The sequence below is a fragment of the Paraliobacillus zengyii genome (assembly GCF_003268595.1).
Classification (GTDB): Bacteria; Bacillota; Bacilli; order Bacillales; family Amphibacillaceae; genus Paraliobacillus_A; species Paraliobacillus_A zengyii.
Map to the genome: position 1 here is coordinate 3,314,256 of NZ_CP029797.1, position 23,311 is coordinate 3,337,566.

25 protein-coding genes are annotated in these 23,311 nt (G+C 35.0%); 4 read left to right on the forward strand and 21 right to left on the reverse strand.

The features are described from left to right. Positions 1–97: 97 nt before the first annotated feature. Entirely contained in the window at positions 98–1,981 is a 1,884-nt protein-coding gene (locus DM447_RS16365) for an ABC-F family ATP-binding cassette domain-containing protein (RefSeq protein WP_112182257.1), read from the reverse strand. Positions 1,982–2,074: 93 nt separating this feature from the next. Next, complete coding sequence (locus DM447_RS16370; RefSeq protein ID WP_112182258.1) at positions 2,075–2,902, reverse strand: VOC family protein; 828 nt, start codon at positions 2,900–2,902, stop codon at positions 2,075–2,077. Positions 2,903–3,040: 138 nt separating this feature from the next. On the opposite strand from DM447_RS16370, the gene DM447_RS16375 reads away from it, so the two are divergent. Then, complete coding sequence (locus DM447_RS16375; RefSeq protein ID WP_112182259.1) at positions 3,041–3,385, forward strand: winged helix-turn-helix transcriptional regulator; 345 nt, start codon at positions 3,041–3,043, stop codon at positions 3,383–3,385. A gap of 32 nt (positions 3,386–3,417) precedes the next feature. On the opposite strand, the gene DM447_RS16380 is transcribed toward DM447_RS16375, so the two are convergent. Together DM447_RS16380 and cls are read right to left on the reverse strand one after the other, a co-directional pair. Next, positions 3,418–3,963, reverse strand: a complete 546-nt coding sequence (locus DM447_RS16380; protein WP_112182260.1) for an acyl-CoA thioesterase — start codon at positions 3,961–3,963, stop codon at positions 3,418–3,420. Positions 3,964–3,979: 16 nt separating this feature from the next. Beyond that, on the reverse strand, positions 3,980–5,419 hold the full coding sequence (gene cls / locus DM447_RS16385; RefSeq protein WP_112182261.1) for a cardiolipin synthase: 1,440 nt from the start codon (positions 5,417–5,419) through the stop codon (positions 3,980–3,982). 171 nt (positions 5,420–5,590) lie between these two features. Here cls and rarD point away from each other — a divergent pair, with 171 nt between their 5' ends. Beyond that, positions 5,591–6,508 (forward strand): EamA family transporter RarD, encoded by a 918-nt coding sequence (gene rarD, locus DM447_RS16390; protein WP_112182262.1) that lies wholly within the window; start codon positions 5,591–5,593, stop codon positions 6,506–6,508. 35 nt (positions 6,509–6,543) lie between these two features. Here the strand turns inward: rarD and DM447_RS16395 are convergent, their stop codons facing one another. After that, complete coding sequence (locus tag DM447_RS16395; protein WP_112182263.1) at positions 6,544–7,020, reverse strand: Hsp20/alpha crystallin family protein; 477 nt, start codon at positions 7,018–7,020, stop codon at positions 6,544–6,546. Positions 7,021–7,348: 328 nt separating this feature from the next. Between DM447_RS16395 and DM447_RS16400 the strand changes: the two genes are divergently transcribed. Both DM447_RS16400 and DM447_RS16405 read left to right on the forward strand, forming a co-directional pair. Next, positions 7,349–8,287 carry an SGNH/GDSL hydrolase family protein gene (locus DM447_RS16400; protein ID WP_112182264.1) on the forward strand — a complete coding sequence of 313 codons (939 nt, stop codon included), beginning with the start codon at positions 7,349–7,351 and terminating at the stop codon, positions 8,285–8,287. A 25-nt stretch (positions 8,288–8,312) separates the two neighbouring features. Further along, the gene (locus DM447_RS16405; RefSeq protein WP_112182265.1) at positions 8,313–8,912 is read left to right on the forward strand and encodes a YpmS family protein; all 600 of its coding nucleotides are present in this window, start codon (positions 8,313–8,315) and stop codon (positions 8,910–8,912) included. A gap of 62 nt (positions 8,913–8,974) precedes the next feature. On the opposite strand, the gene DM447_RS16410 is transcribed toward DM447_RS16405, so the two are convergent. The 16 genes from DM447_RS16410 to nikA all read right to left on the reverse strand — a co-directional run bounded on the left by DM447_RS16410 (position 8,975) and on the right by nikA (position 23,285). Further along, positions 8,975–9,835, reverse strand: a complete 861-nt coding sequence (locus DM447_RS16410) for a DUF4097 family beta strand repeat-containing protein (RefSeq protein ID WP_112182266.1) — start codon at positions 9,833–9,835, stop codon at positions 8,975–8,977. A 4-nt stretch (positions 9,836–9,839) separates the two neighbouring features. Then, positions 9,840–10,409: a DUF1700 domain-containing protein gene (locus DM447_RS16415; protein WP_112182267.1), complete on the reverse strand. Its 570-nt coding sequence runs from the start codon at positions 10,407–10,409 to the stop codon at positions 9,840–9,842. 18 nt (positions 10,410–10,427) lie between these two features. After that, positions 10,428–11,057 carry a response regulator gene (locus DM447_RS16420; protein WP_112182772.1) on the reverse strand — a complete coding sequence of 210 codons (630 nt, stop codon included), beginning with the start codon at positions 11,055–11,057 and terminating at the stop codon, positions 10,428–10,430. After that, entirely contained in the window at positions 11,050–12,099 is a 1,050-nt protein-coding gene (locus tag DM447_RS16425) for a sensor histidine kinase (RefSeq protein WP_199286608.1), read from the reverse strand. Before DM447_RS16425 ends, DM447_RS16420 begins: the two co-directional genes overlap by 8 nt. Beyond that, positions 12,096–12,812, reverse strand: coding sequence for a cell wall-active antibiotics response protein LiaF (gene liaF / locus DM447_RS16430; protein ID WP_112182268.1), 717 nt, complete (start codon positions 12,810–12,812; stop codon positions 12,096–12,098). Before liaF ends, DM447_RS16425 begins: the two co-directional genes overlap by 4 nt. Positions 12,813–12,893: 81 nt before the next feature. Next, the gene (locus DM447_RS16435) at positions 12,894–13,523 is read right to left on the reverse strand and encodes a PspA/IM30 family protein (protein ID WP_112182269.1); all 630 of its coding nucleotides are present in this window, start codon (positions 13,521–13,523) and stop codon (positions 12,894–12,896) included. A 22-nt stretch (positions 13,524–13,545) separates the two neighbouring features. Continuing rightward, positions 13,546–13,851, reverse strand: a complete 306-nt coding sequence (locus tag DM447_RS16440) for a lmo0954 family membrane protein (protein WP_112182270.1) — start codon at positions 13,849–13,851, stop codon at positions 13,546–13,548. Positions 13,852–13,978: 127 nt separating this feature from the next. Then, on the reverse strand, positions 13,979–14,566 hold the full coding sequence (locus tag DM447_RS16445) for a hypothetical protein (RefSeq protein ID WP_112182271.1): 588 nt from the start codon (positions 14,564–14,566) through the stop codon (positions 13,979–13,981). 395 nt (positions 14,567–14,961) lie between these two features. Next, positions 14,962–15,891 (reverse strand): TIGR03943 family putative permease subunit, encoded by a 930-nt coding sequence (locus DM447_RS16450; protein ID WP_112182272.1) that lies wholly within the window; start codon positions 15,889–15,891, stop codon positions 14,962–14,964. Between the two features lie 13 nt (positions 15,892–15,904). After that, the gene (locus tag DM447_RS16455; protein WP_112182774.1) at positions 15,905–16,912 is read right to left on the reverse strand and encodes a permease; all 1,008 of its coding nucleotides are present in this window, start codon (positions 16,910–16,912) and stop codon (positions 15,905–15,907) included. Between the two features lie 105 nt (positions 16,913–17,017). After that, positions 17,018–18,361 (reverse strand): MATE family efflux transporter, encoded by a 1,344-nt coding sequence (locus DM447_RS16460; RefSeq protein ID WP_112182273.1) that lies wholly within the window; start codon positions 18,359–18,361, stop codon positions 17,018–17,020. A gap of 48 nt (positions 18,362–18,409) precedes the next feature. Next, positions 18,410–19,174: an ABC transporter ATP-binding protein gene (locus DM447_RS16465; RefSeq protein WP_112182274.1), complete on the reverse strand. Its 765-nt coding sequence runs from the start codon at positions 19,172–19,174 to the stop codon at positions 18,410–18,412. 3 nt (positions 19,175–19,177) lie between these two features. Continuing rightward, entirely contained in the window at positions 19,178–19,966 is a 789-nt protein-coding gene (locus DM447_RS16470) for an ATP-binding cassette domain-containing protein (protein ID WP_112182275.1), read from the reverse strand. 3 nt (positions 19,967–19,969) lie between these two features. Next, positions 19,970–20,809, reverse strand: coding sequence for a nickel transporter permease (gene nikC / locus DM447_RS16475; protein WP_112182276.1), 840 nt, complete (start codon positions 20,807–20,809; stop codon positions 19,970–19,972). Continuing rightward, positions 20,809–21,753, reverse strand: coding sequence for a nickel ABC transporter permease (gene nikB / locus DM447_RS16480; protein WP_112182277.1), 945 nt, complete (start codon positions 21,751–21,753; stop codon positions 20,809–20,811). Before nikB ends, nikC begins: the two co-directional genes overlap by 1 nt. Then, on the reverse strand, positions 21,753–23,285 hold the full coding sequence (gene nikA / locus DM447_RS16485; RefSeq protein ID WP_112182278.1) for a nickel ABC transporter substrate-binding protein: 1,533 nt from the start codon (positions 23,283–23,285) through the stop codon (positions 21,753–21,755). The genes nikB and nikA overlap by 1 nt, the downstream gene beginning before the upstream one ends. Positions 23,286–23,311: the final 26 nt, after the last annotated feature.

Below are 23,311 nucleotides of genomic sequence, written 5' to 3' on the forward strand. Positions count from 1 at the left end.
ATTCCCTCCATTTATGTATCTCTATATTGCTATTAAATAAGTATATGAGATAAACCATGTACTTATTTAATTATGGCTTTTACTTATACATGCATTATTATGATTCACTTGCTTCAACGAGTAAAGATAGCTCTTCCCAGCGTTCCATCTTCTGTTCTAAATTCGTCTCCAGTTCAACTTGCTTATCAAAATAAGTTTGAACCTTTTCTGCATCACTGCCAGAATCGATAATAGCTTGTTTAACACCTTCTATTTCTTCTTCTATACTCTCGATTTCATTTTCAATTTGATCCCATTCTTTTTGATCATTATATGATAATTTTTTTCGTTTAGATCGAGGTTTTTTAACATCTGTTTTCTCAGCCTTTGTTTTCACTTGGCTCTCTTGCGTTTTCTGATCCATAAATGTACTATAATTACCATAAAAATGCCCAATCTCTCCAGGCGCTTCAAATGTAATTAATTGATCAACCACACGATCTAAAAAGTAACGATCGTGTGAAACGGTTATAACAACACCCGAGAAATAATCCAAATAATCTTCTAGAACACTTAATGTTTGTGTATCCAAATCATTTGTTGGCTCATCTAATAACAAGACATTTGGTTCTTCCATTAGTACTTTTAATAGATAGAGCCTTCTTCTTTCTCCACCAGAAAGTCTTCTAATATACGTCCACTGATGTGCACGGGAAAATAGAAAGCGTTCTAGCATTTGTTCAGCCGTAATTGTTTCTCCATCTTTTGTATGGATAACCTGTGCTGTTTCATGAATATATTCAATCACACGGGAATCCTCACCCATCTGACTGTGATCCTGTGTGTAATAACCAATTTTAACTGTAGGGCCTACATCTATATCTCCTGTATCTGGCTCTATTCTCCCAGCGATCATATTTAACAACGTCGTCTTTCCACTTCCATTAGCGCCAATAATACCAATTCTGTCGCCTGGATTAACTAAGAAGTCAAAGTTCCTAACTAAATGTTGGTCCTCATACGCTTTACTTATACCATTTATTTCAAGAACTTTTTTACCCAATCGTTTTGTTCCTGCTTGAAAATTCATCGATTGTTTATCGGTATTAAAACGCTCTTCTTTCATTTCCTCCACGCGATCAATTCGAGCTTTTTGTTTTGTTGAACGCGCCTTTGCCCCTCGTCTTAACCATGCTAATTCACGTTTTAGTGTGTTGGCATGTTTTTGTTCACTCTGCATTTCTAATGCTTCCCGTTCCGCTTTTTTTTCTAGGAATGTTTCATAATTACCTTGGTAACGGTACAATGTCGCATTGTCTAGTTCATATATTCTATTAGTTATTCGATTTAAAAAGTACCTATCGTGTGTTACGAGCATGATCGCACCTTTGTATTGCGGTAAATACGTTTCCAACCATTCAATCGTTTGATTGTCTAAATGGTTAGTAGGCTCATCAAGTATTAATAAGTCAGCTGGTTGTATTAAAGCTTTCGCCATAGCTACACGTTTCTTTTGACCACCTGATAAGTTTTTAATCTGCTGATTAAACATGGTAATACCTAACTTGGTTAAAATTGTTTTCGCAGTTGTACTCGCATCCCAAGCATCTAGTTGATCCATTGTTTGTTGCGTGTTTAACAATGCATTTTGCAAATCGACGTTTGTCGCATCAGCTTCAAGTTGTAATAGTAGTTGCTCGTAACGACGTAATACAACCATTACATCAGCATCACCTGCAAATATTTCTTCTAAAATAGTATTTTCCTCTTCTAGTACAGGTTCTTGCGTTAAATACGCCACTTGAAAATCTTTAGCGTGATGAATCACTCCTGCATCTTTTTGTTCCGTTCCTGCTAAAATCCGTAGTAAAGTCGATTTACCAGTGCCATTAACACCAATCAATCCAATTCGTTCTTGCCTACTAATAGAAAAGGCAATTGACTCAAACAACACTTTATCTCCATATGATTTCGTTACATTCTCAACTGCTATTATTTCCATTATATTCACCTTTCAATTAAAAACATCTCTACTACTAAGTATAGTACAGAGATGTTAGGAGCACAAACAGATACAATGCGTTTATCATTAATTTTAAGAAATTACGATTTGATAGTGAATATGAAATGGATCGACCATTTCGTTTGCATGACTTACTAATCCTTGTTGCACTAATCGTTGATAATCCGTTTTATTCATTTTCAGCGACGCTTTTTTCAGACCGATTGTTCCCTTTTCTTGCGATGGTATACCTACTCCATTCCACGTGTTTAGCCCAATGTGATGATGATAGCCTTCTCCCGCTACGAATAATACTTGATCCCCCATTGCAATAGTCGGATTCAACCCGAGTATATCCACGTAAAAGGCTCGGGCTTTTGCGATATCTGATACATGAAAATGCAAGTGTCCGATTACTGTTCTATTTGGAAATCCTGCCCATGTTGCTGTATAGTCACGAAATAAATTTTGAACATCCAGCGATTTTGTTGGCGCATGAATTTGACCATCCGTTTGATATTTCCAATTCTCTTTATGTCGATCAGCATAAACTTCTATTCCAATATCATCTGGATCTTGTAGGTAAATGGCTTCACTAAAGTCATGATCAGATGCTCCGATAAGCGGATATTCCTTTTGTAATATATGCTTTAAAAATGCAGCTAAATCTTTTCGCTCTGGTACCAAAATTGCAAAATGATACAATCCAGCAGATCGCTCATTGGCCTGCAATGCGTTGGTATTTTCTTCTAGTTGGACAAGTATGACACCATCTTCTGTTCCAAGCTTAGCAATTTTAGTTGTTTGTTCAATAAGACTTAACCCTAATACTTGTGTATAAAAATCAATAGAACGCTTTAAATTCTTGATCGTTAAAAACACTGTCTCAATTTTGAACTTCTCGATTGAGAAGGTAGCCATGTTTACGTCAACCCTTTCCTATGCTATACTTTAATAGTTACTTTTAGTAAGTAAGTTTATAGTAGTGATAAACATCAGTCAATATTTTCCCCTTTTTGTAAAATTGATTATACTATGTAATCAGGAGTGTGAATATAAATGAAAGAATTATGTCCAAGGTTTGAAAAAGCGATGCAGCTTTTCGGAAAAAGGTGGGTTGGCCTTGTTTTGTTTGAATTATTAGAAGGTCCAAAACGCTTTTCTCAAATGGAAACAGAGCTACCAATTAGTGGCCGTTTACTCTCTGAACGACTTAAAATGTTAGAACAAGAGAATATTATCGAGAGAAGGGTATACTCTGAATTCCCTGTCCGGATTGAGTACATTCTCACTGAAAAAGGTAAGGCATTAAAGCCTGTAATTAATGACATTCAAAATTGGGCAGAAGCATGGGTAACAGAAGCTGAAGTAGCCACTGTTAAAGAGGATTTATCAACCAACTAATACTAGTAAAAAGAAGCAAAGAAATAGAACCCCTAATTTGAGGGATTCTCTCCGAAGCGACTTTTTTCATTCCAAGGGAAGGCTGTGCCAAATGTTCTAGCCAATTCCTTGGATTTTTTTCTTCTCTCTTTTCGTTGGTTAGCTCGTTCTGCCGCTTCAGCATGTAGCCATTTCTCTTCACTTGATTCTGGATAGACACCTGGCACTGCAGTAGGCTGATTATTTTCATCAATTGCAACCATTGTTACATATGCCGTTGCACATACTTTTCGTTCTCCACTCATTAAATTCTCTGTAACAGCCTTGACAAAAACCTCCATCGACGTTTTGTGCGCCCATGTTACAATTGCCTCAAGACAGATTGTGTCACCCTCTTTTACTGGGTATAAAAAATCAACTGAATCAATTGAGGCTGTAACAACTAACTTTCTAGCATGCCTTGTCGCGCTAATAGCAGCAACGTCATCGATATGTGCCATTAATTGTCCACCGAACAACGTCCCATGTCCGTTCGTATCAGATGGAAGTACATGCGTTGTTTTTACAGTTAAAGATGCCACACAAGGTTTGTTGTTCATGGTATTCCCTCTTTTCTTATAAAATAGGAGCTATTAAACGTGCAATCGACTCTTTGAATCGAATCCATAACGATCGGTTGTTGTAAACATCCGTTGTCAATTGGGATGAATGCATCATATCTTTTTGAAATTCACTTACTAACTGTTGTGCAATATCTTCGCTATATAAAAAAGCATTCACTTCAAAATTCAAACGGAAACTACGTACATCTATATTCGCGGTTCCAACTGAAGCTATTTTACCATCAACAACAATCGTTTTGGCGTGCAAAAAACCTTTTTGATAAACATAGACTGTTGCTCCAGCCCTAAGTAAATCGCCTATATTAGAATACGTTGCCCAATAAACAAAGGGATGGTCAGGTTTATTGGGAATCATAATACGGACATCTACACCTGAAAGTACAGCAATTCGAAGCGCATCTGCTAAGCTTTCGTCTGGAATAAAGTACGGTGTTTGTATATAAATATAAGATTTTGCTTTCATAATCATCTTCATGTAGCCATTTTTTATTTGTTCCCATTCTGAATCTGGACCACTCGAAACAATTTGCATCCCAACATTACCTTTTGGAGTCGCCTCATAATAGCGATCTTCATAAAGAATATCATGTCTTGATGCTTGATTCCAATCTAAGATAAACCGTGTTTGCATATTTCGAACAGATTCACCGATAACTCTTAAATGGGTATCTCGCCAATAGCCAAACCGCTTATCTTCACCAAGATACTCATCTCCAATATTAAAACCACCTATATAACCGATTTTACCATCAATTATTGCTAATTTACGATGATTTCTGTGATTTATTTTAAAATTTATTTTAGGAATGAGTGACGGAAAGAAAGATTCAACTTCGACACCTGCGTCACGCAACTTCTGTTTATAATTACGCGCTAACTTTCGAGAACCCATGTCATCATAAAGAAACCGAACTTGTACGCCTGCTCTCGCCTTTTTCATTAATACATCAGCAATCCTTTGTCCGAGATGATCACTTCGCACAATATAATAAACTAAATGTATATGGTCTGTTGCTGTCTCTAAATCTTTTATAAGTGCATCAAACTTTTCTCTACCATCTGTAAAAATTCCAACATCATTATCTTGGGTTAAAATCGCATCATCATTACGTAAATGTAAATAAAATAAGTCCTTGTATTCTTTGATACTTTCTGGAATAGGGAAACTACCCTCTTCTATTAATTGCATTTGATTTTCAGCCGCATGTTTTACACCTAATCGACTTTTATTATCCCAGATAAACAGCTTCTTGTTACTTAGTTTGCGACCAAAAATAAGATATAAAATAAAACCAGCAACTGGTATAAATAAAAGAACCATTAGCCATGCCCATGTTGATGTTGCACTTTTACGCTCTAAAAAGACAATTGCAAGTGCTAAAAATATATTAAAAACTAGAATAAACCCTAATACAATTGGTGTGATGCTCATTATAATTCATCCCCCCTACACAAAACTTTCTCTTCATAATATAGCATAAATTCAATTCACATACTTACTTTGCTGTTTAGCTTTGCAATATGAAGCCTGTCCTTTTCATTGCTTTTTTGTCCTTTCCGTCGTAGACTTATGCTTATTCTTTAGAAAAGCCGAGGGGACATTATGACAAATAAGGAATTAAAAATCGGAATCTTTTTTGCAACATTCGCTTATATTCTATGGGGTTTTTTACCGATTTATTGGAAAGCTGTTGGCGATATATCTGCTGGTGTAATCCTCTCCCATCGAATTATCTGGTCTTTTATATTTATGATTCTTTTACTTCTTATAACTAGAAAATGGCATAGCTTCATTCGAGAATGCTACACCATTATACATAACAAAAAGAAACTTTCAGGACTAATCTTAGCTTCTTTCGTTATCAGTGGTAATTGGTTAATATTCATTTGGGCAGTCAACAGTGATCACGTAATTCAAGCTAGTCTGGGCTATTACATTAATCCATTATTAAGCATTTTATTAGGCATTGTCGTCTTAAAAGAAACACTCAATAAATGGGAGGTTTTCTCTGTTGCATTAGCTGGAATTGGAGTATTATACTTAACAGTTCATTATGGTGTATTCCCTTGGATCTCTTTACTTTTAGCCTTGTCGTTTGCTATCTATGGTTTAGTGAAAAAGGTCGTTGATATTCCATCTTTATACGGTTTAACTTTGGAAACCTTTATTGTATTCCCATTAGCTTTACTTTATTTAGCCATGCATCCAGCAGATTCTGGCTCGCTAATAAATATGTGGTATTCACCTCTCACAGCAGGATTGTTGATGGGGGCTGGAGTTGTAACAGCTGTTCCTTTATTACTATTTGCTAGCGGGGCAAAACGGATCCCTTTATCAATGATTGGGTTTTTACAATACATTGCGCCGACACTGATGTTAATCATTGGCGTATTTGTCTACAAAGAGGCATTCACGTCCGCACATCTAATCGCGTTTGTATGTATTTGGACAGCACTCGCTATTTATACACTGTCTAAAATAAGATCCTTTCGTAATAATCGTAGAAAAGCCACTCTTTAAATTCTGTACAAAAGCGAAGGGCCTGCCCCTCGCTTTTAATCAATATCAATATAATGATCTGTTTTCGCTTTTTTCGGTCCACGAACTTCTAAGACTCCATTTTTATAACTTGCACTTGTTGTCCGTTTATCTACCACATATGGTAATTGTACGGTTCGTTCTGCCTGTCTGAAACGACGTTCCCTACTGTAATAGGCTTTCTTTTCATCTTTTGTATGCGTCGTTGCTTCCTGATTCACTTTAATTTTCAAACGGTCTCCTATTACATCAATATGAATATCTTCTTTACGTAACCCTGGTAAATCAACTTGCACTATCCATTCTTTTTCATTTTCATAAACATCTACAGATAAACGTGTTGATGGTAGTGAACCACTTTTTTGAAAAAAAGCATCAATTGAATCCAACATACCGTTTTTGGGTCGATCAGCAAATATACCGTCCATCTTCCGAATAAATTCTTGCCCTGCTTCAAAAAACTCTGATTTCTTATTATCTGGCTTATTTTCCATAAATCATAAACCTCCCTAACCATATCTTCTCCTTTTAGTATATGCAAAGCCCATTCACATGTTATAGGCAATACTATTCATTTTTACATTTCACTATATTCATTTAACAGTTTGATTACTAACTGGCTTTATTTACTTTGAGTATCTTGATGTGATATTTACTTGGAATTACTATTGCTAATTATTGTTTGTGTAACATATAATGAAGGATAGACTAATAAAATTTCATTTATTTATAAGTGATTTATTTTGTCTTCTTTTTTTGTTTGATGTTATGCTTGAAAGAAGAATGTTAGTTGCAAAACTATAATATAGCAGGTGTGGGATAATGAATAGAAAAAAGATTTGGCTATTGCTTGGTGTAGTATTTCTCTTATTACTTATAATTGGATTTGTTTTCATGTCACAAAACTCCAACTCCACTTCCAATCAAACCGCTGAAATCGAACCGGAAGAGGAAAATATAGAAGAAGTCATTGATCAAGTACAGGAAAAAGATGAAGAAGTTGAAAATGAAGAAAATAGTAGCATTTCTAATAATTTAAAGGATGCTGTTGAAAATACAATCGGCTTATTCCTACGTAACGATTACAAAGTCGTGGCAATAGGTGATTCCTTAACACAAGGCGTAGGAGACGCAGCTGATAATGATGGTTATGTTGGCAGAATAGAAGATGCATTTTCTAATGAAGAACAACGTGTTTCTTTCGATAATTATGGTAAGCGTGGGAATCGATCCGATCAATTACTAAAACGTTTGGAAGATAAGGAAATAAGAGCATCATTAGAAGAAGCTGATATGGTACTACTAACAATCGGAGCAAATGATATCATGAAAGTTGTTAAAAGTAACTTTATGAATCTTAATGAAGAACCCTTTATTGCTGAACGATTAGCTTATGAACAACGTTTACAAGAAACTTTTGATATTATGCTAGACTTAAGCCCAGATGCTGAGATCTATTTAATTGGTTTTTTTAATCCTTTTGAAGGCTATTTTGATGACATTGAAGAACTCGACGGAATTCTAAGTGATTTTAATAATACTGGACAGGAACTAACGACAGAGAATCAACAAACGCACTTTATTCCTACAAATGATTTATTTCAAATAGATGATGTTGATCTCTTAGCTGATGATAATTTTCATCCAAACGCTACAGGATACACACTTATTGCTGAACGAGTTCTAACCTATATTCGCCCTACCATTGAAGCAGCACACGAAGAAAGCGAAAATGAGGAAGAGGCAAGTGACGCACCATAAGAGGGCAGAAAGGTGAAACGATACTATGCAACAAAGAAATTGGCGATTTTTATTTATAAGTTTACTCAGTTTAAATGTATTCATTATTATAACTTTATTCATTTTAATTTTTTCCCCTACACCCGGCAGTAATGCACTACCGGAAAAGGAATATATTGAAGATGAAGCAGGAGCAGAGTTCACTGTTCGATCTAGCAAACAAAATTTAACTGAGCTGGTCAATCAATATATCGATAAAGCTTTAAATGATGAAGATGGAAAGTATTCTATTCAACTGAACGAAAATGTACAAATTTTCGGTTCTGTTGAGGCTTTTGAAAAAGACATTCCTATCTCTATTGAGATGGAGCCAGTCGTGCAAGAAAACGGTGATATCATTTTAAAACAAACTGAAATGTCATTGGGTTTGTTGAATTTGCCCAAAAATAAAATTTTAGAATATGTGGCTAAAGCAATAGATGCACCAGAATGGGTTATTATTGACCCTGATAATGAAGAAATCTATATTGCGATTACACAAATGGATATAAAAAGTAACTTTAAAGTGAGAGCACAACAAATAGATCTAGAAAATGACCAAATATCATTCCGAATTAAAGTTCCAACCGCAACATTAGGATTATAAATAAAAAATAAGCGAACTATGGTAGAAAGTTACTCTGACCATAGTTCGCTTATTTTTATTAGTCAGGGTGCTTTTATTGATATATCGCCAAGGTCACTTGAGACTTCTAGTGTTGGTTCACCTGTGCCTTTTTCCAACTCTATATCTTCTCCTCCTGCACGGTTGGTTACATCAAATCCTTCTACATTAACTTCACCAACACTACTCTTAATATCTAGTGTGTAATTAGTTGGTTTGTCAGATAGTTGTACTTGTACATCACCCATATCAGACTCTATCTCAATGTCATCTTTCCAATCTTTCATCGAGAGTTCAACTTCACCAAGATCACTTTTAATATCCCATTCTCCTACTGCTTGTGAAATTTTAATATCTCCTACATTTGACTTTACCGAAGCAACTTTACTACTAATGCTATCCAGTTTAATATCTCCAACATCTGCTTCCACTTCAACTGTATCAAACTTGCCATAATTAACCGTAATCTCCCCAACATTAGAAGTTATATCGAGTTGATTAAATTGTTCACCTGGCACCAGTATAATCAGTTCTACATATTCTAAATCTTTAAACACTGTGAAAAATTTTGATATAGGATTATCTCTTTTTACATCAATTTGCAACTCATCATGATCTTCTTCTACATGTAAGTCTAATTCTTTATTGTTATCACTACCCATTCCATTTAATGAAATATGAATATTTGAATCAGGGCTTTCCTCTATCTCTATATCAACAACGTCAACTTCAATATCTATTTGTTTAATATTGGCGGCATTCACTACGCTTTCTTCTATCGATTCCGCAGAACCTGTTCTCGTTTCATTTAAAACGAATGAAAAAATCTGATCACGGTAGGTGAACATTCCTATTAAACCAATGACCAGTGTTAAACAAGCAACTAGAGCTACTTTTTTCAACATATTTTTACCCCCTTATCATTCGAACATTCCATAATATATATTTCATAGTAAGCCTATAAAACAGCTTTGTAATTGGAATCATAGCAATGCCAATTAGTACTCCTATACTTGTCAATGTTAAGACAATGAAGAACGTTGCCAAGTCACCTCGATCTGACTGAATGAAAAGGGAAACTATCCATGCCACAGGTGCTAGTGTAAAGGAGATAGCCACAGCCCATCCACTAAGCCAAATTGAAAACAAAGCTACCGCCGGCCCCGCCACAACTATTAAGTTTATCAAAAATAATATGATGCCAATAATAAACGACCGAGTCAAATGCGTTGGTGATTTACGCTCATAAGTTGTAGTCGTCTCTTCATCACCCATTTGCATGTGTTGACTAGTTGCTAATCTGCTTTGCGCTATAGCAAATGGACTTCCTAGTTCGAGAACTACATCCTGTTCTGTTTTCCCATCGATTTCACCAATCTTAAAATGATCAGTATAGTCTTCTAAAATATCTTTCCTTTCAGAAATAGATAAATCTCTTAAATGATAATCCAATTCCCTCATGAATCCACGTTTATCCATTTGTCTCTCTCCTTTACGCTAAACAAGTTTTTGTTGATGGGCGTAAATTGCAGCTTGTGTTCGATCTTGTACTTCTAATTTACTTAGAATATTACTAACATGTACTTTCGTTGTTTTAAGCGCAATAAATAGTTGATCTGCAATTTCTTGATTTGTTTTCCCTTGTGCAATTAACAATAGTATTTCATTTTCTCTTGTCGTTAATGTTTCATGAAGTGCTATTTCATGTTTCTTTCTCATTCTTGTCAGTACTTTATTAGCTACTTCTGCTTCAAAAACCGATTCACCTTGATACGTATTCCGTATGGCTCTAGCGATTTCACTTGCTTTTGATGTTTTCAATACATAACTTGTTGCTCCCGCTTCTAATGCCGGGTAAACTTTGTCATCATCAATGAAACTAGTAACCATTAAGATTTTTGCTTCTGGCCAGGCCAAAATGATTTGTCGTGTTGCTTCAATTCCATCCATTTCATCCATCACAACATCCATTAAAATAACATCTGGTCGTAATTCTAAAGCAAGTTCTATCGCCTTTTTACCGTTATCAGCTTCCGCAACAACTTCAATATCAGATTGAGTAGCCAAATAAGCACTAACACCAATTCGCACCATCTCATGATCATCAACAAATAAAACTTTAATCATTTTCATCACCCTTTACATCCATAATAGGTACACGTACTTCAATTCTTGTTCCTTTATTAGGTACGCTAACAAGACGTAACTTCGCTCCAATTTCTGCGGCTCTTTCTTCCATATTTGCTAATCCATATGAACTAGATTTCTTTTCTAAATCAAATCCAACGCCATCATCCATTACACGTAAAATGACAAAGCCATCTCGTTCTATTAAAAGAATATCTAGTATTTCTGCTTTTGCGTGCCGTAATGTATTCGAGACTGATTCTTGTAAAATACGAAAGAGATGGTCTTCTATCCCTCTACTTAGATCTACATCTGTTACATCCCATATAATTTCCAAAGGAACCTTTTGATCTAACTCTTGTAGTAACTGATCCATTCCTTGCTTCAATGAATTATCTTTTAATGCAATCGGACGTAAGTGAAGAAGTAATGCGCGCATTTCCAGTTGTGCTTGTTGTATCATTGTTTCAACTTGTTGAATTGGCTTCTGCATTTGTTCGTCTTGTGCCACAGGTAATTCATTCATTGCAGAAACAAGCATAGAAGCAGCGAAAAGTTCTTGACTAACTGAATCATGGAGTTCTCTTGCTAAGCGATTTCGTTCTTGTGTAATTACTTCCTCTATTTTCTCTGCTTGATTTTCAACGCGTTCACTAATAAGTTTCTGACTTCTTTTCGTTTGGTCCTGTAAAGTAACTTGAAGCTGCTTTATTCTATCCATGACCATAGCAATCTCTGTTAATGGCCCTTCATAGACGATGGTAGTCTCTGGTGTTGCTTGTTCTAACTTACTTAATGCCCTTTCAACTATTTCTAACTGGTTTTTCCAAAAAAATCCGTTCATTAAGCCACTTACTATCCCAAATAATAAACTAATCAAGAAAATTAAAATGATAAACGGCATACCAAGCACAGGACGATACCATATCTCGAGCCAATTTTGTAAAGGGAAATTAACTAAGAATACAGAAAGTAAGATCACACTTAATAGTAGCGTTTGAATTATGCCAACGAGAATGGACCTACTTATTATTTTTCTCATCCACGTATCACCTCAATTTTGCCTGCAATCATCGAGGTGACAATTTTCACTTTTTGATTTGCAGCGTGGTAATTCTCCGTTTGTAGATGCACGACGCGATTCGTCATATTATCATCACGGTGGTCCAATATGTCAACAGCTCCCATCAGTACGGAATGGTGAACACTCACTTCCACATCAAATGGGATGACAATTTGAATGGTACCTATCAGTTGTCTAACAATGATCAATGGCTCACCTTTTGGTAAAACCGTATAGGTCAAATCAATTACTGTCTCACCAAAAGTTGATTGAATATTGATATCCTCCCACTGATAAGAATGTCCTGCTGTTTGTTGTTTTCCAAACCATTTATTACTAAAAAGAACCTTTTTATTCGTCCCTTCTTTCGTAGATGGAAATTGTGGTTGGTGATACGTGGAAGTTTGTTTTGATTGATACCAATTAAGCAAAAGAAAAACTAGCAAAACAAACAAGATAAATTGGAATGTTGTTGTGTTGATTAAAGTTATAATAAAACCGATTAATCCGATCCAAAAAAAGGTCCTACCTGCAGGTCGATAGTAGTATTGGCGTGCAAGATAAATCATACCTAACCATATTCCGATCCAGATAAATGATTCCGTATGAATAAAAATGACTTCATATATAAAGAAAATTATAATAGCTAATAGTACATAATGAATTTTTCTCATTTTATTGTGATTTAGCATGAGATCCCCCCTCTTCAATTTGATGAAGACGCAGCGTAACACATACCGCGTCTTCCATTCTATAACTAGGATATCACTAACTTATTTAGCAGTAGAAACCTGCTTTTCTAATTCTTGAAACCTCGCATCTAGCGTGTGTAATCGTCCATCTGTTGTAACTTGTTGTTCTAATCGTTCAATATACGCTTCTACTTCCTGAAATTTTGATTCACTACGCTCTATTAATTCCGTATGAAGTACCTTATTCATCCCTTTATGGACACGCGCGACATTTTCTCTACCTTTTAATTCTAAACGTTTTACGTATAAATCTTTGAGTTTGTGCTTCATTTCAATGTATTTTGCTTCTATTAACTCTAATTGTTCAAAATTTTGATTATTCATTTCTGTTAATTGTTCCACACGTGCCTCATATCTTTGTAGTTCTGCTGACGCTTCATCTAGAAGTGCTACTTCATTCATTTCTTCAGCTAACGTTACTTGACGTTTCCTTTTCGTCATCATTGTTTTAGCCAATTGTAATTCACGGTTATATTCTTGTTTTATCGCATATTGCTTTTCAATTAATTTCTTTAAACTTCTAACCTCTTCTTCACAGTTGCGAATGTATTGATTCAAGTGCGTCATTGGGTTTTTTTGTTCTTTTTGATCCAATAATTCATGAAAGTCTGCTACTATTGTATCTTTTATTCGAGTAAAAACATTTGTCATTTTTATCGTCTCCTCTTCTATTTTAATCTAAAATCCAATCTTCATCGTATTTATCCTGCTTCGTTTTTTTCCAACTTTTATAGGTATAATAAAGAACTACAAAAGCAACAAGTCCAACAAAAGCACCAGTATTTGATAGTGAAAGAGATAGGCCAATCAGCACAATAAGTGCCCAACCTATTTTTCCGATAAATGAATCAGACAAAATAAATCTTCGAACACCGTAATAGGCAATGGCTAAACTAATCGCTAGAAAGATCATTGGTCCTATAGTACTGAGCAAAATGATAGAGGCTATCACTCCGACTATTACTAAAAATATTTTCATGTTCCATTCCCTCCTTCATGTATCTATCTTAACCCTTGCTTGTATTCTTCATAATGGACTGCCGTTATATTTTTACATAAGACTTGAGGCGTAATTTACTTCATTAAACAAAAAACTTGGCATATGATTAGCCAAGCTTAACTTTTGATCTATTCCATTTTTCTGTAAGTGTCGCTGCATAACGAGTTGAGAAATATGGGTACTGTTCTAATTCACCTTGATAGATCAATTCCAGTTCAGGTAATTCTCTTAAATCCTGCGGTCTGATCAAACTAGTAGGTTTTACCGTGTGGTAAGACCCACAATCTTGTAATAAAGTAGCAACAAATTGCGAACAAAAATATGCATTATTACGTCCTAACTCTTTATTTACCATAATTCCAAATAATCCTAATAAATTATATCGATATAAGTGCTTACTTGCTTCCATTACCATAATACGTTGCTGTAATAATTGATATTCTTCTTCAGATATAGTTAAGCGATAGACAGCACATTTTGTTTTATCAAAAAATGGAGAATGTAAATTTTCTTTAACAAATCCTCCAATAAAAGGATTGTTCGGTCTTTTTCTCCCAAAACTATACACATGGTCTAATTGCCTGTCTAGTGCAATAGAAGCATGATTTAGCATTGACCTCGTATACAAGTTGATTGTCCTTGTCAACAAAGTTCCTGTATCTGAAAAAACAAGATAAACCTTTCTCGTTTCCACTCGCTTTCCCCCTTAGACGCACTAAAACTTTTCTATAAAGTGACAGTTCAACCCATTTGTTAGCTTCCTAGTACGCTAACGTTTCTCTATCTGTTTTGTAGGAAAAGTCTTACGATCAGTTGGCACCATGATAATGTTACTTACCTATCAGAAAGCTTAACCGATTCTTCTCCATAGTAATATAGCCAAAAGGTATCATTTTTTTAAGACTAGAGGCTTATTTTCATCCGAGATATCTAGATTAATATCTTAAGTAATATTTTAACTATATAATATTAGGTACTAAATGGCAAGAAGCAATAAATACTAGTAAATTAACATGTTCAATCCCAATACAATAATCCCATTAGAGCCATAACTATTACGGCTCTAATGGGATCCTTAAGTTTACTTACTTATGTGATTTTTATCGATATTGGATACAAATAAGGTTGGGCTGGTTCTTCTACAACATTCCACTCGGTAACTTTAATTGCTGGTAATAGATCTCCTTCATATTCCTGCAAATATATCGTACCTACTGCCTCTACCCAAGTATCTTCATCTAATTCTTCTGCTATATCCATTTCGGTCAAGAATCCTATAACTCCAGCATCAGCAACACAATGTGTGATAATAAATCTACCGAGAACTAATTGATTTGCCGAAAAACTTTCTTCCTTATAAACAAATCCTGTTACCTTTATTTCTTTTCCTACATAATCATCCGCGTTCATATTTATTTCCTGGTGATAAGTGGTATAAAGTTGATCAGTCATCTCGATAGAATTTTGTTCAGATAATTCATCTATTAATTTATCATGTTCTTCTTTACTTATCGTATTTGAGTATAGATTAGGGTCTGCAACATTATCATCCTGTTGGACTTCATTGTTTGTGCTTTCTTCAATACTTTCGGTGTCAGGTTCGGTCGTTTCCTCTTCTATTGCATCATCTACTTTACTCGTATTATTAGATAACGATAGCATTGCACCCTTATTTGCTGCTATAGAAGCATCTAAAGTAGACATAGGAAAGAAGAATCCTGTGAACAACGGTAAAATAACAATTGCATACGATATAAACTTTCTAAAAGTAAATGGTGCGTTACCATGATCATGGTTATGCCCTTCGTGATCCGCATGGTCATGCTTGTCAGATTCTAGTATTCGTTTAATTTGTGCAATAAATAAAACAAGAAAAAGAATAGCAGCTGTCTTACTCAGCATCAAATATTTAGGATTAATAAGTTTAAGAATATCTCCCGTATAATGTAAACGTACAATAAAAATAACAAAAACGAATAAAATAATCGCTCTACTCACCTGCTGTAAATTAATACGCATATTCTTTTCCTCCCTAATAGAAGCCGTCTAGTAACGTTAACACACTAAACACGACAATAGTTACAATTAAGACAAATAAAATTACAAATCTCGTTTTGAAAACACTAAGCATCATCATCGTATTCTTTAAATCTGTCATTGGCCCATAAATAAGAAATCCTAATATTGCAGTTGTTGGAAATACATTACTGAATGAAGCCGCAATAAACGCATCTGCTTCTGAACAGAGTGATAAAAGGTACGCTAATCCCATCATGACAGCAGTTGAAGAAACTTGTCCACTTCCAAGTTCAAGTAAAGCTTCAGAAGAGACATACGTTTGAACAAATGCTGCTAATAATGCACCTACAATCAAATATTTCCCCATATCAAAGAACTCATCAACCGCATGTGTTACAGTATGACCTAGTTTACTGAAAATTGATTGTGAACCATGATTATGGCTAATTGTATGTGTTTGTTGTACTTCAATTGTATGTTTTAATTGATTAGACTTAAACATTACACTAATAATAATAGAAATAAGTACCGCAATCAAGAAACCTAATATCATCCTAGATGCCGCAATTTTAAAATCATTTCCAAATGCCATATACGTAGAAAGAATAACCAGTGGATTAATAAGTGGACCAGTTAGTAGAAACCCTATACCAGCATGTATGGGAACTCCCTTTGCTAGTAATCTACGAACTATTGGAACAATTCCACATTCACAAGCAGGAAAAAGAGCCCCTACGAAACAACTCATAATAATTGCTAAAATGGGGTTCTTTGGTATCCAGCGTTTTATATGATCTTCTGTTACAAATATTTGGATAATACCAGCAATTAAAACACCTATTAAGACAAAAGGGAGTGCTTCAATTAAGATGCTTAAAAAAATTGTATTCATATGAAAAACAGAATTGGGTAACTGGATAATAGATGAAAAGGAATCACCAAAAGACAGTACATAAACAGCTAAACCAACCAAAATAACCAACGAAAAATCTATTAGAAAGGAACGAAATCCCCGAATGATTTTCACCCTCCATACTCCATGTTTTTTATAGTAATCTTTTTATACTATCTCTACCATATACTATTACATAAGCAAATTAAATAGAACAAACTAACTAAAAATTTTTTAAACTTTTCCACTTTTAAATAGCGTCTTGGATAGTCCCGGTAAATATGCATTTAATATAATTGATCGCACAAACGAAAATAAAATAAATCCAAACCACAAGCCATGATTACCGTATAGAGAAATCAAAAAATGTATCATGATTAAAAATAGTATCATTGCTATAATCAATGAATTTCGTATTGGGACGACTTCCGTAGCTCCAGAAAAAACACCATTTAACAGCAATCCCCAGAAACTAACGATTGGGAATAACAAAAGCCAACCTTGATAGTTTGAGATAAGTACTTTTACCTCTTCTATAGAAGTAAAAAGAGAAAACATAATATCTGAAGTAAGATAAAGGATACTAGCTAAACAAATTGCAACCACCCCACCCCAAATCGCAGAAAGATTTAAGGTTCGCTTATACATACGCTTATTATCAGAACCAACAGAGCGACCTGTCAATATACTACTCGCATTCGCAAAGCCATCTAAACAATAAGACATCAGATAATGGACTTGAAAAAGTATAGCGTTAGCAGCTAAAACAGCTTCGCCCATTTGTGTACCTATAGAAGTGAATAACGTAAAGACAACTAGTAAGCATATCGATCTTATCATTAAATCTCGATTAACTCTCACTAATTTCACTATACTATTTTTGTCAAAAATTTTTCTGTATTTATGCAAAGAAAACTTAATCATATTTAATTTAACTAAAAAAAATAGACCAATTACCATGAATACAATCTCAACTAGCAGCGTTGCTGTTGCTACACCTGTGACAGCAAAACTAAAAACAGTAACAAATATAATGTTTAGTACAATATTTGTTAGATTCATTCCAACTTGTAAAAACAGTGTTAATCGGACTTTTGAAGAACCCATTAACCACCCTAATATGACATAATTCATTAAGGCAAATGGCGCACCCCAAATCCGAATATTATAATAAATTAAAATTTGCTCTTTTAATTCATTCGTCGGTTGCATGATAAATAGGGCAAAGTCTTTAATTTGAACTTGAAACAAGATAAATAGACAACCAATTACAGCTGCAATTATTGCAGGGCGTATAAAAGACATCGCTAAATTATCAGGATCATTCGCTCCATGAGCTTGTGCTGTAAAACCTGATGTACTTACACGTAGGAATCCTAAACTCCAATAGAGTGTATTGAAAATCACACTTCCTACAGCGACACCTCCTATATAAATAGGATCGGGTAGTTGTCCAACTACTGCTGTGTCAACTGCCCCTAACAGCGGTGTTGTAATTGTTGCAAGCACTAAGGGAAGAGCTAATTGCAGATAACTTTTATGCGATACAACTGGTAACACATTTGATGGGTGATTCATTCACAGATGTTGATTCTCCTTTTATACGATTCTGTTGTTCACACTAGATCATACAAATAATTCTATTAATTCCTTCGTATAGCTATTTCTAGTTTTTGAGAATAAATCCTTTTCCAAAAAACTATCAACAACAGAACCTTCTTTCATTACCATTATATCTTGACTCATTTCAGATACAGCAGCTAAGTCATGAGAGATAAACAAATAGGCCATTCCTATTTGTTTACGTAAACTAGTAAGTAACTTTAATATAGCTCCTTGCGAAATCACATCAAGACTTGCAGTTGGTTCATCGAGGATTAGAAGATCCGGTTCTATACTCAAAGCACGTGCTATTGTTACTCTTTGCTTTTGACCGCCACTAAGTTCATGTGGATAACGGTTAGCTAAGCTAGCAGATAATTCAACCGCTTCAAGCAATTGTTTTATATATTGTTCTTTATTTACATATTTAAAATAAGTTAAATTAAGTTGCTCTGAGAATTGCGTATATGGATCAATCATTGATTCCTTTATTTTTAACTTAGGATTAAGTGAAGCTGTAGGATTCTGAAAAACGGCTTGCATATGAATGCGCTGTTTCCTAAACTTCCGTTCGTCTAAGCCTTGTAATTCTACCCCATTAAGAACAATACTTCCACTATCAATTCGTTCAATCCCTAATAAACATCTGGCTAATGTACTTTTACCTGATCCACTCTCCCCAACTAAACCAAAGCACTTCCCCTTTTCAATTTCTACATTTACATCGTTTAGAATAACATTATCTTTACCATATGACTTAAAAATAGATTGCGCTTGTAGTAATGCCATTACTTACTTCACCTCTTCAAAACTATGATTATTCAACTTAGGCGCCGCAGCAATTAGTTTTTTTGTATAACTATGCTGTGGGTTAGAAATAATCTTTTGTTTTTTACCGATTTCTGTAATTTCCCCGTCTTTCATCACAGCGATATGATCAGCATAATTTCTTACGTGACGCCAATCATGCGTTATAAATAAAATGGTGCATTTTGTTTCTTTCTGTAATTTGGTTAGTAATCCTAAAATTTTATAGCATGTAACACTATCCAATGCTGTTGTGGCTTCATCTGCTATTAGAAGTTTGGGTTTTAGAAGAAGTGCTAATGCAATCGAAACCCGTTGTAACTGTCCCCCACTAAGTTGAAAAGGGTAACGTACATAGAGCGCTTCATCTAGTTCAACAGAATGAAGTGCTTTTATTGTTTCGTCTCTTCTCTTCTTCTTTGAAAAGTTAGTATGTCTCTTAAAAGATTCTTCGAAATGTTTACCTATCGTTATAAAGGGGGTAAATGATCCCTGATAATCCTGAAAAATATAGGAGATTTCCTTTCCCCTAATTTTTTGCATTCCTTTTTTAGACATTGTCAAAATATCATGATTTTCAAAAAGTATCTTTCCACTTAACTTGAAGTTAGGTGCAGCTAGTCGACCAATCGCAGAAGCTGTAACACTTTTCCCACTTCCGCTCTGTCCCACAAGGGCAAACCACTCTCCTTTTTTAATTTCAAAAGAAATATTATCAATAATCGTTTCATTGTTTTTATAAACAGATAATTGTTCAATAGCTAATAAAGACATCTACTAAGCCTCCTTTTTCACATCAAAACGATCTCTTAGATAATCCCCACAAAGATTTGATACTAAAACTACACTAACGATTGCTAGACCAGGATAAATCATTAACTCTGGTCTTGATTGAAAATATGGTCTAGAATCGTTTAACATCGCTCCCCATTCTGGTGATGGCGGTTGTGCACCAAGTCCTATGTAAGATAAAGATGATATTAATAAAATTATTTTCCCTAAATCAAGACTTGCTAGCACTAAGACGTTTCCAATTACGTGCGGTAAAATATGTTTAATCATTATTTGCCAAGGCTTCATTCCATTTATTCTAGCTATATCTACATACTCTCTTTTACGTTCCGTCATTACTGTACTTCGAACTAATCGTGCATAATTAACCCATTTAACCAATACAATCGCAAACAATAAGTTCCCTATTCCTGCTCCAAGTAATCCACTCAAAACAATCGCAACTACAGTGTCAGGAAATGCTAGGAATCCATCTGCAACACGCATAAAAATACGATCAATTAATCCTCCCTTAAAACCTGCAAAAACACCAAATGGAACACCAATTATAAGCGCTACAATAAGCGCCAAAACACTGTAACCAACCGTAAACTTACCACCAAGTATTATTCTAGTAAGTACATCTCGTCCTAAATGATCTGTCCCTAGTGGGTGTTCTAGGCTCGTACCTAGTAATCTATTTGAAACATCTGTAAGATTAGGATCATATTGAAGATATAGGAACGTATAAAGAACTACTACTAATAGCAGAACAGCGAATATAACAGCATATATTTTACTAGTATTTTTCTTCTTCACAGGTGTATGATCAGTTAAAAATGCCATCAATTTGTCTCCTTTTCTCTTAGTCTAGCTTCTGGATTTAACAGATAATACGATAAATCCACTAATGTGTTAACTGAGAAGACAATGATCGCCATAATCAATATATAACCTTGAATAATTGGGTAATCTCGCTGTTTTATTGAATCAACTACTAACTTACCAATTCCAGGATATGCAAAGAGCACTTCAACCACAACAACCCCGCCTATTAAGCTACCAATACTTACGCCAAAAACAGTTATTACAGGAGGAAGCGCGGAACGAAAAGCATGAAAAAAGAAAATTCGAAATGAAGATAATCCTCTTGCTCGTGCAGCCTTAATAAAATCTTGGTTTAATGACTCCAGTAAACTGGAGCGTAGTAAACGTACATACACACTTGAGATTGCCAGCCCTAAAGTTATAGATGGTAGAAGTAAGGATAAAAATCCATCACGACCCATTGTAGGAAAAAAGCCCATTTCAACAGCTAATAGATCAATTAAAAGAAGACCTAACCAAAAACTCGGGATTGCAGCCCCGACCACAGATAGAGCTCTACTAAACTGATCAATCCAACTGTTTCGATATATTGCAGCTAGTGATCCTAACGGAATAGCTATCAAAAGCATAACAATGGTAGATCCTATCGTTAATTCTAACGTTGCAGGAACTGCCCCTAGAATAAGTTCCATCACAGGTTGACCAGTAACAAAAGAATCACCAAGATCAAATTGAATAAATCTCCATAACCAGGTCACGTATTGAATGAGAAGAGGTTCATTAAAACCCATCTCTTCTCGCAATGATTCTATTTGATTCTGTGTAACAGCTAGCTCATCCGCATTTAATATTGTCATTATTGGGTCTCCTGGTGCTAATCGAATAAATAGGAAACTAATAAAGGTAATAATAAGGACAAAAATAAGAACCTCTATTAATCGTCTACTTATAATTCGAAACATTACTTCACATCCAATTTGTTTGTAATCATATAATATTCACTTCTAGTAGTAACCCAGTTTTCTACTTTATCTCCGTTATATGCGACAAGTGTTGCTGGATGCAAAATAAAAGCATTAATCATTTCCTCGTCAACATACATCGCTGCACGTTCAGCTAATTCTGCTCTAACGTCCGTATCAACCGTTCGATTCAATTCATCTATGATAGCTGTTAATTCGGGTTCTTCTGTTCCACTAAAGTTTAATGCTCCAGTTGGATGATAGGTAGCATTCAAATAATAACCAGCATCTCCACGCGGTGCAGTTAAATTACTATATGTCGCTAGATCCCAATCACGGTTGGTCGCCATATATTCTTCAGGATTATCAATTTGCTGTATATCAATTTCTATACCAATTTGACGCGCATCTGATTGAAACACTTGTGCAATTAATGGTAAATCAGCCCGTGCACTATATGTTAATAAAGTAAAACTTAGTTGTTTTCCATCTTTTTGCATCAGACCATCTTCTAAAACATATCCTGCCTTTTCAAGATACTCCGTGGCCACTTCTGAACCACTTAGCCTTTCTTCATATTCCGGTGCAAATGCGAGTGAGGGAAGAAAAGGTCCTACTGCCACCTTTCCATAACCAAGTAATATTGAATCGACAATTTCTTCTCGATTAATTAATGCATCCACAGCTTTTCTTACATTTACGTCTTGTAAACTTTCTTTTTCCATATTCATCGTCATCTGATGTACACGAAACGTATCTGTCGCTTCCACAACAATACCTTCAAGCTCCTGTAAAGATTCTACACTCTCAACCTCAGGACGAAATACAATATCAGCTTCTCCTGCTTCTAAAGCAAGCGACCGTGCATTGGCATCTTCATTAAACGAGAATTTCACTTTATCTAAATTCGATGGTCCGTCCCAATATCCATCAAATCTCTCTAATTCCAAACCACTTCCTGGTGTAAATGAAGTTAATTTAAATGGACCAGTTCCAACAGGTTTAGTAACAAAATCTGTTTCCGTTACGTCTATGATCGATGTATTTGGATTCACTAGTTCAGATATAAATTCTGGGAAAGGCTGATCTGTTTTAACTTTCAAAGTTAACCCATCTGCTTCTATCGATTCAATATGTAAGGCATTTTGCATTGCAACACTTTCCTTCAACATACGTTCTAACGAAGCTTTTACAGCTTCTGCGTCCATTACATTCCCATTATGAAATGTAATGTTGTCTCTTAACTCTATTGTCCAATTTTGTCCATCTTCACTATTCCAATCCTCTGCCAACCATGGCTCTACCGACAAATTCTCTTCATCTAATCGCATTAAGGTTTCCGTTAAACCAGCTCGCAAAGGTACATAACTTGAATCCACATGTGGATCTAATGAGCTTGTTGAGAAATTATATAAAAAGTGAATTTCCTTTGTTTCGTCATCCGTTTCCTCTGAAGACGAAGTTGAACAGGCTGTCAAAAAAATAATTAGCGATATTAATATTAAATAAATAACATAAGTATGTTTATTCAAAATAAATCCCCCTCATTAATTAAATC